Here is a 12,498-nt window from a genome sequence, read left to right on the forward strand (position 1 = left end):
ATCATGGGCGCTTGGGCGGCACGGGCGATTCGGCGGGTGCGCGAGGACCACCGGCCGACACCCCTGCGCCGGCTGTCGGTGGGCACGGCGGAGGTCTTCCTCAAGGACGAGACCGCCCTGCCCACCGGCAGCACCAAGGACCGCACGGTGGCCGCCATGTTCCGCCACGCGATAGCGAGCGGTCGCATCACCGAGGGGACCGGGGTGGTCGTGGCGACCGCGGGCGCGGTCGCGGTGGCCGCCGCCCGGATCGCGGCGCTCCTCGACCTGCCGTTCACCGCTCTCGTCCCGGCGAAGGCGGATCCGGCGGTGCTCGCGCGGATCGACGAGGCGGGTGGCCGTTGGCAGCGGGCCGAACAACCACCGGCCGCACTGCAGCACGAAGCACGCGCGCTCGCCGAACGGTGGGGCGCCTGCTTCCTGGACCACTTCGCCGAGGCCGAGCCCGCGGTGGCCGCCTGGCCGCCGACCATCGCCGACGAGCTGTTCGCCCAGCTGCCCGAGCCACCGCGGTGGGTCGTCGTCGGTGCCGGCACCGGCGCCACCTCGGCCGCCATCGGCCGCCACATCCGCACCGAAGGACTCGACACCAAGCTCGCGGTCGTGGACCCGGAGAACTCGGCGTACTTCCCCGCGTGGGCCAGCGGCGCGCGCGACTACGGCACCGGGATGCCGTCACGGATACCGGGCATCGGCCGCCCACGCGTCGAACCCGGCTTCCAACCGGGCGTGGTGGACCTGGTGATCCCGGTGCCCGACGCGGCGTCGGTCGCGGCGCTGCGCTGGCTGCACCACCACGGCGTCGACGCCGGCCCGTCCACGGGCACCGCCCTGTGGGGCGTCCACCACCTGACGGCGGTCATGCGCGAGCGAGGCCCCCTCGTCACGATCATCGCCGACGGCGGGGACCCGTACCGGGAGACCTACCTCGACCCCGCCTGGCCGCGGGCGAACGGGCTGGACCCGGGCCCGCACGAGGACGCCCTCGGCCCGTGATCAGGCCCTGATCTCGTTGAGGTAGTTGTAGATCGTGTACCGGGTCACGCCCAGCACGCCCGCCAGGTAGTCGACGGAGTCGCGGATCAGGAACAGCCCCGCCTCGTCCAGCACCCGCACCACCTCCGACTTGTGCGACTTCTTCATCAGCTCCACCGGCACACCGATGGCGTCGACCGCACGCTCCACCAGAAGCCGCTGGAGCGTGTCGACGTCACCCGGGAACGCCTCGACCGCGGAACCCGCCGGACCCGCCGATTCCGCCGGCACCCGCGACCGGTTCGAGCCGGGATCGCTGTTCACGCACAAGCACCCGACCGCCACCCCCCGCGCGTCACGCAAGAACACCGTGGACGAGTGCATCACCCGCCCATCCGGGGCATACGTCTCGTACCCGGCCAAGTCATGCGTCGTACCCCGCCGGACCAACCCCAGCAGCAGATCGGTCATCGGCCCCCCGACCTTGCGCCCGGTGAGGTCACCCGCGATGGCGATGATCGAGTTCGGCAGCGCGCCGAGGTCGTGCAGCACCACTTCCGTCCCCGGCCCCAACGCCTCGGCCAGGCTGTTGACCGTCGGGATCAACGCCGTCAGCACCTCGGACGTCACCGGCGGAGCGTGCGTCGGCGCCTCGACCACGACCGGCCGCCGCAACTCCTTCAACGCCGCACCGAACCGGGCCACGGTCTCCGCCGTCGTGGACGCGTGCGGCGACAACCGGACGTGCTCCGGCCGCACGGTCGCCGTCACGCCCGCGTCCGCCAAAGCAGCCCCGAGCACCGAAGGCGGGTAGTCCGGCACCGTGAACGCGACGATCCCCGCCCTCCGGTCCACCGCCGACACGACCTCACCACCGACCGCGCGGATCGCCTCCACCAGTTCGTCGGATCGTTCAACGATCCTCGCCCCGATCGCCTCGACCCCCGCCAGCTCGACCAGTTCCAACCCCGCCGCCAGCGCACCCGACGCGACCGGGCTCAGGTTGGTGATCGACCACCCCGCCGCACCCTCACCCATCCGGTGGATCCCGTTGTCGAACAGGCCCGGGTCCTCCGCCCCGGTCCACCCGGACAGCACCGGCTCCAGCCGGCTCAACGCCCGGTCGGACAACGTCATGAACCCGGTCGACCACCCCGAGCGCAACCACTTCTGCCCACCGACCACCAGCACGTCGGCCACTTCCCACGGCTCGTCCACGACCCCGAAGCCCTGGATGCCGTCCACCACCAGCAGCCGGTCGCCGATCACCTCGCGCAACGCCGCCAGGTCCGCCCGGTACCCGGTGCGGAAGTCCACCGCGCTCACCGCGAGCGCCACCGTCCGCGGCGTCAACGCCGCCCGCACCACCTCCGCCGTCACCGGTCCGGGTGGCAGCCACGACACGTCGACGAACGGCGAGCGCGCCCACGGGTAGGTGTTCGCCGGGAACTCCCCCGACGACACCAGCACCTCGCCGCGAACACCCAGCGCCACCTGGAACAGGCCGGTGCTCGTGTTCGGCAGCAACGTCACGTGGTCGGTGTCGCCCCGGCACAGCCGGGCCACCGCCGCCTTCGCCCGCAGCTCCTGCCGCATCAGGTCGTCCACCGTGGTGGGCCCGGCCGACATCGCCGCCTCCGTCAACCGCGTGGAGGCGTCCACCACGGCGAACGACGGCGGCCCGAACCGGGCGAAGTCCAGGTACCCCTCCGGCTCGTGGAACTGGACGAGGTACGACGACGGGATGCGCATGACCACCTAGAGCACCTTCGCGAGGAACTGCTGCGTGCGTTGCTGTCGCGGATTGTCCAGCACCTGGTCCGGCGGCCCGGCCTCGACCACCGCGCCGTCGACCAGGAACACCACCGAGTCGGCCACCTGCCGGGCGAAGCCGATCTCGTGCGTGACCACGATCATGGTCATGCCGTCGCGGGCGAGGTCCGCCATGACGTCCAGCACCTCGCCGACCAGCTCCGGGTCCAGCGCCGAGGTCGGCTCGTCGAACAGCATCAGCTTCGGCTTCATCGCCAGCGCCCGCGCGATCGCCACCCGTTGCTGCTGGCCGCCGGACAGCTGGTGCGGGTAGGAGTGGGCCTTGTCCGCCAGCCCCACCTGGTCGAGCAACGCCCGCGCCTCGTCCAACGCCGCCCGGCGAGGCGTCCGCAGCACGTGCACCGGCCCTTCGGCGACGTTCTCCACCGCCGTGCGGTGCGGGAACAGGTTGAACCGCTGGAACACCATGCCGATGCCCCGCCGCTGCCGCGCCACCTCCCGTTCGCGCAGCTCGAACAGCTTGCCGCCGCGCGAGGTGAACCCGACCGCCTGCCCGTCGACCCAGATCCGGCCCGCATCGATCGTCTCCAGGTGGTTCACGCAGCGCAGGAACGTCGACTTGCCCGCACCGGACGGCCCGAGCAGGCACACCACCTGCCCGGCCTCCACCGCCAGGTCCACCCCGCGCAACACCTCGGTCCGATTGCCGCCTCCGGCGGCGGTGCCCGACCCGAACGACTTCCGCACGCCCACCGCCCGCACGAGGCTCACCGGGCCACCCCCTTGCCGTAGTGACGCTCCAGGAAGTGCTGCCCGACGCTCGCCACGCTGACCACGACCATGTACCACGCGGCGGCGGCCAGCAGCGTCTCCATGATCTGCAGGTTGCGCGAGGCGATGTTGTTGGCCGCGTGGATCAGCTCCAGGAACCCGATGACCGACGCCATGGACGTGCCCTTGAGCATGTTGATGAAGTTGTTCCCGGTGGGCGGGATGATCACCCGCATGGCCTGCGGCAGCACGACCCGCCGCAACGTGGTCGCCGGCGTCATGCCGATCGCCTTGGCCGCTTCGACCTGGCCGTGGTCCACGCTGTTCAGCCCGGCCCGCACGATCTCGGCCATGTACGCGCTCTCGTTGAGCCCCAGCCCGAGCAGCGCCGCCACGAACGCCGTCACCAGGACGTTGGTCTTCTCCTCGAACAGGCCGAACACGGAGATGTTCTCGAACACCAGCGCGAGGTTGAACCACAGCAGGATCTGCAGCAGCACCGGCAGGCCGCAGAACAGCCACACGTACCCGGCGGCGAACCAGCGGGCGACCGGGTTGGCCGACCGGCGCAGCAGCGCGATGAGCACGCCGAGCACGATCGCGCCCGCCTGCGCGGCCAACGCCAGCACGACCGTGTTGACCAGGCCGCGCAGCATGATGTCGTGGGTGAAGAACCCCGGCACTGCGGCGTAGTCGATCTTCGCGTCGGCCAGCGCCCAACCCAGCGCGCCGAGGACCGCCAGGATCACCGCCCCGACGACCCACCGGCCCCAGTGCCGCAGCGGGACGACGACCAGGTCGTCCACGTGGTCCACGTCGTCCTCAACGGCCATTGACGGTCGCCTTCGTCACGGCACCCTGCTCGACGTCCCAAGCTTCGAGGATCTTGCCGTACGTGCCCTCGTCGATGAGCGCTTGCAATGCCTTCTGCAACGCTGCAGTGAGTTCCGGGTTGTTCTTGTCGACCCCGATGCCGTACGGACCGCCGTTGATCGGCGCCAGGTCCACGACCTCGAAGAACTCGCCCCCACCCGCGGTCTTGGCGACGTAGACGGCGGTCGGCAGGTCGTTGAGGATGGCGGCGACGCGGCCGGTGCGCAGCTGGTTCTGGTTCTGCGTGTCGCTGTCGGTGGCGGTCACCCCGATGGAGTCGCCGGACAGGCACGTGAACTCCTTCGCGTAGGTCTCCTGGCTGGAGCCGAGGTTGACCGCGACGGACTTGCCGCACAGGTCGTCCGGGCTCTTGATGCCCGCCGGGTTCCCCTTCTGCACCATGATCGTGATGCCGGAGGTGAAGTAGTCGACGAAGTCGATCGCCTGCTGCCGTTGCGGGGTGTCGTTCATCGCGGCCATGGTCACGTCGATCCGGCCCGCCTGCAGGCTCGTGATGAGCGAGCCGAACGCCATGTCCTGGTGCTCGACGGCCAGCCCGAGCTTCCTCGCGACCGCCTTGACCAGGTCGACCTCCGAGCCGACCGGGGTCTTGCCGTCGGCGGCGTAGAAGTTGTTCGGCGGGTTCTGGATGTTCGAGCCGACGCGCAGCTCGCCCGCCTGCGCGATGGCGGCCGGCAGGGTCGCGGCGAGGGCGTCGTCCTTGGTGACCGCCTCCACGATCGCCGAGGTCGACGGCAGGTCGCCGGTGGGCCCGCCCGGTGGCTCTTCGGCGGGTGAACCGCACGCCACCAGCGCGAACAAGGTCAGGGCGAGGGCTGCGGTCCTGCGCACCGGGACACACCTCCTGCGTTCGGGTGAATCGCAAACTACAACGTTCTGTTGAAGGCGTCCACACATCGTTGAAGCCGATCGGAGGGAATTGTCGTGGTGTCGACGCCGTTGGTCTGGGTACAAGGGGGCAACCCCATGTCCACAGCAAGGAGGACCTATGGCCACCGTGGAGCTGACCGCGGAGAACTTCGACGAGGTTGTCGGCGGCTCCGAGATGGTCCTGGTCGACTTCTGGGCGGGTTGGTGCGGCCCGTGCGTCCAGTTCGCCCCGACCTACGAGAAGTCCGCCCAGAAGCACACCGACATCGTCTTCGGCAAGGTCGACACCGAGGCGCAGCAGCAGCTCGCCGCGGCGTTCCAGATCCGGTCGATCCCGACCCTGATGATCGTGCGCGACGGCGTCGTGCTCTACGCGCAGCCGGGCGCGCTGCCCGAGTCGGCGCTGGAGGACCTGATCGAGCAGGCCCGCAAGGTCGACATGGACGAGGTCCGCAAGCAGGTCGCCGAGCAGCAGGCCTGACACCGCGGCCGACCCCCGCGCGGGTCAGTCCATCGCCGCCGTGTCGCGGGGCGGGGCCACCGGGTCCCGCCCCTCGGGCTGCCCCTGTTCCATCCGCCTGCCCCGCTCCAACTCCGCGTCCAACTCGGCGCCGAGCAGCAGGGCAAGGTTCGAGATCCACAGCCACACCAGGAAGATGATCACACCGGCCAGTGAGCCGTAGGTCTTGTTGTAGGACCCGAAGTTCGCCACGTAGAACGCGAAGCCCACCGACGCGGCGACCCAGACCACCACGGTCAGCAGGCCTCCCGGCGTGATCCACAGGAAGCTGGGCTGCCGCACGTTCGGCGACGCCCAGAACAGCAGGCCGATCGCCAGGCTCGCGAGCACGAACAGCACCGGCCACTTGGCGATGTCCCAGACCGTCACGAAGGTCGAGCCCAGCCCGAGCACCTCGCCCAGCCACTCGGCCACGCCCCCGGTGAGCGTCACGCCGAGCGCGGTCAGCGCCAGCAGCACCACCACGCCGACGGTCAGGCCCAGCCGCAGCGGGATGACCTTCCAGAACGGCCTGCCCTCCTCGACGTCGTAGATCGAGTTGGACGCGCGCATGAACGCGCCCACGTACCCTGAGGCCGACCACAGCGCCGTCACCAGGCCGACGATCGCCAGCAGGCCGCTGGCCTGCGACTTCTGCAGGTTCTCCAGCGCACCCGCGATCGTGTCCTTCGCCTCGCCCGGACCCAGCGCGTCCAGGCTGTCCACAATGGACTTCGTCGCGTCCGGGCCGAGCAGCCCCAGCAGTGCCGTCAACAGCAGCAGGCCGGGGAACAGCGACAGCACCGCGTAGTAGGTGAGGGCGGCCGCCCAGTCGGTGAGGTTGTCGTCGCCGAACTCCTTGACCGTCCTCTTGAGCACGGCCCACCACGAGCGCTTCGGCAGTTGGGTGGGTGCCTCCGGTGCGTGCGCCATGGGCGACGGGTTTCCCCCGAACACGGTGCGTACACCCCCGCGTTTTCGGGTAGTCGGAGGGCGAGTGGAGAGAGGAGACGGCCATGAGTCACGTCGCCGCCACCCGTGCGGCCGACCAGGGCACCGATCGGGTTACCGGTCCCACCGCGGGCCGGGTCACCGACCGCGGCGCCGACCGCGTCACCGAGCGGGTGACCGATCGCGTCACCGAGCGGGAGCCGTCCACCGCGGAACTGGTGAACAGGCTGTCCGACCAGGTGAGCAGGCTGGCCCGGGACGAGATCCGGCTGGCCGTGGCCGAGATGCGCACGAAGGGCAAGCGCGTCGGCACCGGCGCCGGACTGCTCGGCGGCGCGGGCGTGCTGGCCTGGTTCGGCCTGATGACGGTGCTCGCCGGGCTGGTGCTGCTGCTGGCCACCGTCATGCCGGCGTGGATCGCGGCGTTCGTCGTCGCGGTGGCCGTGTTCGTCGTCGCGGGCGTGCTCGCGCTGATCGGCCGCAAGCAGCTCCGACGCGGCACCCCGCCGGTGCCGGAAGAGGCCATGGCGAGCGTCAAGCAAGACATCGCCACCGTGAGTGAGAGGGCGCACCGATGAGCGGCAAGGACGGCCCCACCGACCCGGACGAGTTGCGCGCCGATGTGGAGCAGACCAGGCGCGAGCTCGGTGACACCGTGGAAGCGCTGGTGCACAAGACCGATGTGCCCGGACGGGTGAAGGACAAGGCGCACGAAGGAGTGGATCAGGTGAAGGAGACCGCTACGCGGGCCAACGCGGCGGTGTCGGCGGCGGCGGGCAAGACCACCGCCAAGATCAGCGAGGTGACCGACAAGGCGGGCGAGCAGGTCGGCAAGGCGGGCGCGGCGGCCAACGCGGCCGGTGCGGCGGTCGGCGAGAAGGCCGCCGCGATCGGCGAGAAGGCAGGCGCCGTGGCTACCCAGGTCGGGCACAAGGCGAGCGAGGTGGCCGGGCAGGTGAGCACCAAGGCCGGCGAGGTCGCCGGCCAGGTCAGCCAGAAGGCGGGCGTGGTCGCCGAGCAGGTCGGCACGAAGGCCGCGCAGGCGGTCGAGTCGCTGCCGCCGCCCGTGCAGGAGCGCGTCGAGCAGGGCGTGCAGCAGGCCCGCAGGCACCCGGCGGCGGTCGCGGCCGGTGCCGCGGCGGTCGTGCTGGTGCTGTGGAAGCTCCTGCGGAGGGGGCGGTGAACGTGAACAAGCTCCTCTACCGGCCGCTCGGCATGCTGTTCGGCGTGCTCGGCGGTCTGGCCGCCAGCGCGTTGTTCGGCCAGGTGTGGAAGCTGATCACCGGCACGAAAGAGGCGCCGACCCCGACCCAGAAGGACCGGGGCTGGGGCGAGGTGCTCCTGGCGGCGTCCGTCCAGGGCGCGATCTTCGGCCTGGTGAAGGCCGCGATCGACCGGGGCGGTGCCACCGGCTACGACAAGCTCACCGGCGAATGGCCCGGTGACACGAACAAGTACGACGGCGACTGACGTCCTGCCCCAGGCCGGCGGCCTGCCTCAGGACGCCTCGGCCACCGCCTCAGGACGGGGGTTCGTCCTCCCGCCCGCGCCGCTCGCCCTCGTCGAGGAACTGCTCCACGTCCACGTCGAGGTCGGGCGGCTCGGGCGTGCCGGGCGAGTGCGGCTGGTCCGGGTTGATGTGCTGGTCCGGGTCGTTCGGGTCGCCTTCGAGCGGGTGTTCGGTCATGTGGTCGAGGTACCCGCCGACGCGTCCGGCTGAACCGTGCTCAGAACCTCGGTGTGCGCTTCTCCAGGAACGCGGCCACACCCTCCGCGTACTCCGCGCTGTGCACGGCCTCGTCGTACAGCGCGCGCACGGCGTCGTCCTCGTCGTGCCGCCCGTCGGTGATCCGGTTGACGATCCGCTTCGCGCCGCGGACGCTGACCTGCGCACGTGCCGCGATGGTCTCCGAGAGCTGCTTGACCCGGGCCTCCAGGGCGTCGGCCGGATGCACCTCGTTGACCAGGCCGATGCGCAGCGCGGTGGCCGCGTCGATGATCTCGCCGCTGAACAGGATCTGCTTGGCCCAGGCGGGGCCGACCACGTCGACCAGTTGCTTGGTGGACGTGAAGTTGTAGACGATGCCGAGCTTGGCGGGCGTGATGCCGAACCGGGCGTCGGCCGCCGCCACCCGCAGGTCGCAGGCCAGCGCGATCTCGCAGCCGCCGCCGATGCAGAAGCCGGTGATGGCGGCGATGGTGGGCTTGCCGAGGGTGGCGATGGCGCGTTCGCCGTTGTGCACGGCCTCGCCGTACCTCGCCGCGCCGTCGGCGCCCTTGCGGAGGGTGGAGAACTCGCTGATGTCCGCACCGGCGGAGAAGTGCTCGCCACCCCGGACGACCAGCACGCGCACCGCGTCGTCGTCCTGGACCGTCGCGAGGAGGCCGGGCAGCGCCGACCACATGTCGTAGCTCATGGCGTTGCGCTTGGCCGGGCGGTCGATGGTCAGCGTGGCCACCGGGCCTGCGGTGTCGAGCCTCAGCGTCATTACCGGAGGGTAAGTCCTCGCCGCCCGTGGCCGGGCGTAACCGCCCTCACACTCACCCGAGCAGCCAGAACGCCGTGCCGCCGACCACCACGCCCAGCACCGCGCCGACGACGACCTGGGCTTTCGTGTGGTCGCCGAGCACCACCCTTGACCAGGCCACCAACGCGACCAGCGGTGCGGCCAGGAGGAGCCACGGACCGAAGGTGATCGCCAGGATGGCCACCGCACCGGCCGCGACGGCCGCGTGGAACGAGACCTTCCAGCCGCGGGTGCCGTCGACCGGGAGGGCGAACGTCACCGTGAGGCAGGCCAGCAGGCTGAAGAACATCGCCAGCGCCAACGCCACCATCGCTCGCGGCGCGCCACCGAACAGCAGCGCGGCGATGCCGACGCCCAGCGAACCCACGCACACCAGCAACGGCACCAGCCGTCCTTCGCGGTTGGTGACGTGGTGCCCGTCCCACTTGCCCCGCCGCGCGCCGCGCACGATGACCGCCATCGGCACGACCGACCCGGTCAACCCGACCACCGCACCCCACAACAGCCCTTCCGCGACGCTCCCCGTCACACCCCACGCCACCACCAGCGGCAACCCCAACACCAACACCCAGGGCGCCAACACCTCGGTCACCACCCGCGCCACCCTAAGCTCCACACCCAACCCTAACCCCCGCGTGTCCTACGTTCGCGTCACGCGTGTCCTACGTTCAGAACACCCGAGTTGAACACTCGGAACACGGCTCGCCGTTCTGAGCGTTCAACTCGGGGTACCGGAACGTAGGACACGCGCGTTCCGAACGTAGGACACGCGGGTTAGCGGTAGGAGTTGCGGAGGTAGGTCAGGCTGAAGGTGCCGCGGTTGGCGAAGTAGACGGACACGAGGTAGGCCGGGTCGGTGGCGAGGAGGCCGCGCTGGAGGTCACTGCCGTCGTTGCCGTCGTCCCAGCCCCAGGCGCTGTTCGCGGCGTTGTTCTTGCCGTTGTCGCCCCGGAACGTGCCCCAGCTCGCGAACGTCGCCGAGCTGTTCCGCTGCGCCCACAACCCGCCCGCCGCGAACGTGTCCACCAGCCGGTAGCCCACCGAACGGTCGTTTCCGCCCGACGGCACCTCACCGGTCGCGCTCGGCACGTACACCACGCCGTCACCACCGGGGAACTCCGCGCCGTTCCACGCGTACAGCCCGTGCCCCTTGGCCTCCTGGCGCGTGGTCGGCCGGGTGCCCTGGAGCCGCAGCGTCCCGTCGATGCTCTCCCGCCCGGACGTGAACGTGCTCCCGGCGGGCACGTACGAGTAGAAGTCGCTGTGCGCCACCGTGATCACGGCTTCGAGCTTGCCGAACGTCGAGCCGTCCTTGCGCACGGTCGCCAGCAGGCCCTCCATGTCGTTCTCGTGCGTGAACTGCTCGAACGGGTCGGCGAAGTCCTCCCAGTCACGCGGGTGGTAGAAGCTGTAGACCAGGAACCAGTGCGTCGAGGTCTCCACCACCGAGTAGTACGCGGCACCGGTGAGCCGAGCGAGGGAGTCGTCCTGCGCCTCCCAGTTGTCCAGCGTGTTCCAGTCGCCGTCGAAGTCCACAGTGGACAGGTAATCGGCGTCGTAGTCGGACGAGTCGGTGTCCTGGTAGTGCACCGGCGCCCAGTGGAACGCGAGCTCGGCGTCGGTCACCGCGTGCGCGGGCGTGGTCGAGAGGGCAGAGAGCGACACCGCGGCGAACAGGGAAGCCGCGATCTTGCGGGCAGGGGACATTGCTCCACCTCCGTCAGGGTTGCCCGTCGGAGCCAACGGGCCGCGCTGAACCCTGGGGTGAAGAGGTGGTCAACACAAGGGGTGGATCAGGTGATCATTACCGGTGAGGTGTGGCTGGGTCCCTGGAAGGCTTCGGAACACCGCAGGGCGGACCGGGGCGGTGGAAGTGCCCCCGTCCGTGCGGGTCGGTCGCGCGAGTGCAGGGCTGCGGTGGTGCGGAGGTGGCGAGAGTTGAAGCGGGCGCGGTGGTCGGTCCACTGAGGAATGTCGTGGTCCGGCGGATCAGGCGTTTGTGTGCCAGGAATCCAGGGCCCGGCGGCACGCCGCGCGTTCCGCGTCGTCGGAGGTCGAGGACAGGCGCGCCCGCACGGCGGGGAGGAGGGCGTCGGCGTGGGTGCTCATGGCGATGAGGACTTCGTCCAGAGATGGTGGGGACCACGGGCGGTGGTGGGGTTGGGTGGGGAGGCCGAGGCGAGGGCCGTTCAGCCTCTGCTGCAACGGTTGCACCGCGCGCTCGTCGCCGAGGAGGGCGAGGGCGGCCAGGGCGGCGTCGGCGGCGGGGAGGTAGACGTCCCGGGCGGCGAGGGCGAGGTCGTCGGCGAAAGGGGTGAGGGCGTCGGCGGTTCGTGCGCCGGTGGCGGCGAGAGGGGTGGCGGCGAGGCGGCGGTTTTCCGGCTCGTCGTCGGGTAGGCGGTCGGCGATCAGTGGCAGGAGGTTCGGGTCGGTGTCGTCGCCGAGCAGTTGGGCGGACGACCACAGTGCTCCGGTGCGGATGTCGGGGTCCGGGTGGTCCAGCAGGTGTGCCACCAGGGTGCGGCGGGTGGCGTGGTCGTCGTCCAGTTCGCGGTTGAGCCACCAGACGACGGCTGACGGGCGCGGGCTGCCCACGCACCACGTGTCCGCCCACGCCGACACGTCCGCGAAACCGTCCAGCAGCAGCCGCGCGTCCGGCGTGATGCCCAGTCGCCGCAAACCCGAGGCGGCCGCGAGTCGCATGGTCGGGTCGGGGAGCAGGCTGGTCAACCAGTCGCGTGCGGCGGGTTCCGCGTGGTGGCCGATCGCGACGGCCAGGCCGAGGCGGGACGCGTAATCGGGTTCGGGCTCGAAGCGGTCGCGCAGATGAGGCCACAGCCGATGGCCGACCGCGTGCGCCAACGGGAAGGTGACCACTCGCCGGACCTCGACGTCCGGGTCGGCGAGCAGGTGGAGCAGGCGCGGCACGGCCGCAGCCCAGGCTTGCGGCCAGGCTTCGTCCACGGCGGTCGGTTCGGCGGTGCGGGCGGCGTGCGCGAGGTCGCCGATGGTTTCCACGATCGCCCGGCGCACGGTGATGGTGGGATCCTCGGCCAGGTCGAGCAGGGCGGGCAGGAGGGCGGGCGCGGCGGAGTGCACGACCTCGCCGTTGTGGTAGACGTTCGCGTTCAGCTCGCCGATCGCCGCCGGTGCCGTGACCGGGTCATGGATCTGTGCCAACAGGTCGGGCACGTCGGTCGCCGGCCCGTAGGCGTGCGCAAGCTGCTCCCACACCCG

General features: G+C 70.9%; 15 protein-coding genes. 5 read left to right on the forward strand and 10 right to left on the reverse strand.

What is annotated here, in order from left to right; genetic code table 11:
• The first annotated feature begins 3 nt into the window (after positions 1–3).
• Positions 4–996, forward strand: a complete 993-nt coding sequence (locus A6A25_RS28610; protein WP_073895427.1) for a pyridoxal-phosphate dependent enzyme — start codon at positions 4–6, stop codon at positions 994–996.
• Here A6A25_RS28610 and A6A25_RS28615 read toward each other — a convergent pair whose 3' ends face one another.
• Genes A6A25_RS28615 through A6A25_RS28630 form a run of 4 tightly spaced genes read right to left on the reverse strand, consistent with a single transcriptional unit; the run spans position 997 to position 5,310 of the window.
• The gene (locus A6A25_RS28615) at positions 997–2,727 is read right to left on the reverse strand and encodes an aminotransferase class V-fold PLP-dependent enzyme (RefSeq protein WP_073895502.1); all 1,731 of its coding nucleotides are present in this window, start codon (positions 2,725–2,727) and stop codon (positions 997–999) included.
• A 6-nt stretch (positions 2,728–2,733) separates the two neighbouring features.
• Positions 2,734–3,519 (reverse strand): amino acid ABC transporter ATP-binding protein, encoded by a 786-nt coding sequence (locus A6A25_RS28620; protein ID WP_073895429.1) that lies wholly within the window; start codon positions 3,517–3,519, stop codon positions 2,734–2,736.
• Complete coding sequence (locus tag A6A25_RS28625) at positions 3,516–4,352, reverse strand: amino acid ABC transporter permease (RefSeq protein WP_073895431.1); 837 nt, start codon at positions 4,350–4,352, stop codon at positions 3,516–3,518. Before A6A25_RS28625 ends, A6A25_RS28620 begins: the two co-directional genes overlap by 4 nt.
• Positions 4,342–5,310 (reverse strand): ABC transporter substrate-binding protein, encoded by a 969-nt coding sequence (locus tag A6A25_RS28630; RefSeq protein ID WP_083668760.1) that lies wholly within the window; start codon positions 5,308–5,310, stop codon positions 4,342–4,344. The genes A6A25_RS28625 and A6A25_RS28630 overlap by 11 nt, the downstream gene beginning before the upstream one ends.
• A 91-nt stretch (positions 5,311–5,401) precedes the next feature.
• Between A6A25_RS28630 and trxA the strand changes: the two genes are divergently transcribed.
• Positions 5,402–5,764 carry a thioredoxin gene (gene trxA / locus A6A25_RS28635; protein WP_073895435.1) on the forward strand — a complete coding sequence of 121 codons (363 nt, stop codon included), beginning with the start codon at positions 5,402–5,404 and terminating at the stop codon, positions 5,762–5,764.
• Between the two features lie 24 nt (positions 5,765–5,788).
• Here trxA and A6A25_RS28640 read toward each other — a convergent pair whose 3' ends face one another.
• Positions 5,789–6,715: a YihY/virulence factor BrkB family protein gene (locus A6A25_RS28640; protein ID WP_073895437.1), complete on the reverse strand. Its 927-nt coding sequence runs from the start codon at positions 6,713–6,715 to the stop codon at positions 5,789–5,791.
• An 83-nt stretch (positions 6,716–6,798) separates the two neighbouring features.
• Between A6A25_RS28640 and A6A25_RS28645 the strand changes: the two genes are divergently transcribed.
• The 3 genes from A6A25_RS28645 to A6A25_RS28655 are packed head-to-tail and all read left to right on the forward strand — an operon-like array spanning position 6,799 to position 8,203.
• Positions 6,799–7,311, forward strand: a complete 513-nt coding sequence (locus A6A25_RS28645; protein ID WP_083668761.1) for a phage holin family protein — start codon at positions 6,799–6,801, stop codon at positions 7,309–7,311.
• On the forward strand, positions 7,308–7,916 hold the full coding sequence (locus A6A25_RS28650) for a DUF3618 domain-containing protein (protein WP_073895439.1): 609 nt from the start codon (positions 7,308–7,310) through the stop codon (positions 7,914–7,916). The genes A6A25_RS28645 and A6A25_RS28650 overlap by 4 nt, the downstream gene beginning before the upstream one ends.
• Positions 7,913–8,203 carry a DUF4235 domain-containing protein gene (locus tag A6A25_RS28655; protein WP_380734916.1) on the forward strand — a complete coding sequence of 97 codons (291 nt, stop codon included), beginning with the start codon at positions 7,913–7,915 and terminating at the stop codon, positions 8,201–8,203. Before A6A25_RS28650 ends, A6A25_RS28655 begins: the two co-directional genes overlap by 4 nt.
• Positions 8,204–8,252: 49 nt before the next feature.
• On the opposite strand, the gene A6A25_RS44290 is transcribed toward A6A25_RS28655, so the two are convergent.
• The 5 genes from A6A25_RS44290 to A6A25_RS28675 all read right to left on the reverse strand — a co-directional run bounded on the left by A6A25_RS44290 (position 8,253) and on the right by A6A25_RS28675 (position 12,495).
• A complete protein-coding gene (locus A6A25_RS44290) occupies positions 8,253–8,420 on the reverse strand; it encodes a hypothetical protein (RefSeq protein WP_158073833.1) in 168 nt (55 codons plus the stop codon).
• Positions 8,421–8,460: 40 nt separating this feature from the next.
• Entirely contained in the window at positions 8,461–9,222 is a 762-nt protein-coding gene (locus A6A25_RS28660) for an enoyl-CoA hydratase/isomerase family protein (RefSeq protein WP_073895441.1), read from the reverse strand.
• 52 nt (positions 9,223–9,274) lie between these two features.
• Positions 9,275–9,865 carry a hypothetical protein gene (locus A6A25_RS28665; protein ID WP_241828965.1) on the reverse strand — a complete coding sequence of 197 codons (591 nt, stop codon included), beginning with the start codon at positions 9,863–9,865 and terminating at the stop codon, positions 9,275–9,277.
• Positions 9,866–10,035: 170 nt separating this feature from the next.
• The gene (locus A6A25_RS28670; protein ID WP_073895445.1) at positions 10,036–10,968 is read right to left on the reverse strand and encodes a hypothetical protein; all 933 of its coding nucleotides are present in this window, start codon (positions 10,966–10,968) and stop codon (positions 10,036–10,038) included.
• A 282-nt stretch (positions 10,969–11,250) separates the two neighbouring features.
• The gene (locus A6A25_RS28675; protein ID WP_143193470.1) at positions 11,251–12,495 is read right to left on the reverse strand and encodes a HEAT repeat domain-containing protein; all 1,245 of its coding nucleotides are present in this window, start codon (positions 12,493–12,495) and stop codon (positions 11,251–11,253) included.
• Positions 12,496–12,498 lie beyond the last annotated feature (3 nt).

Origin of the sequence: Saccharothrix sp. CB00851, assembly GCF_001905065.1 — a bacterium.
Lineage (GTDB): Bacteria > Actinomycetota > Actinomycetes > Mycobacteriales > Pseudonocardiaceae > Actinosynnema.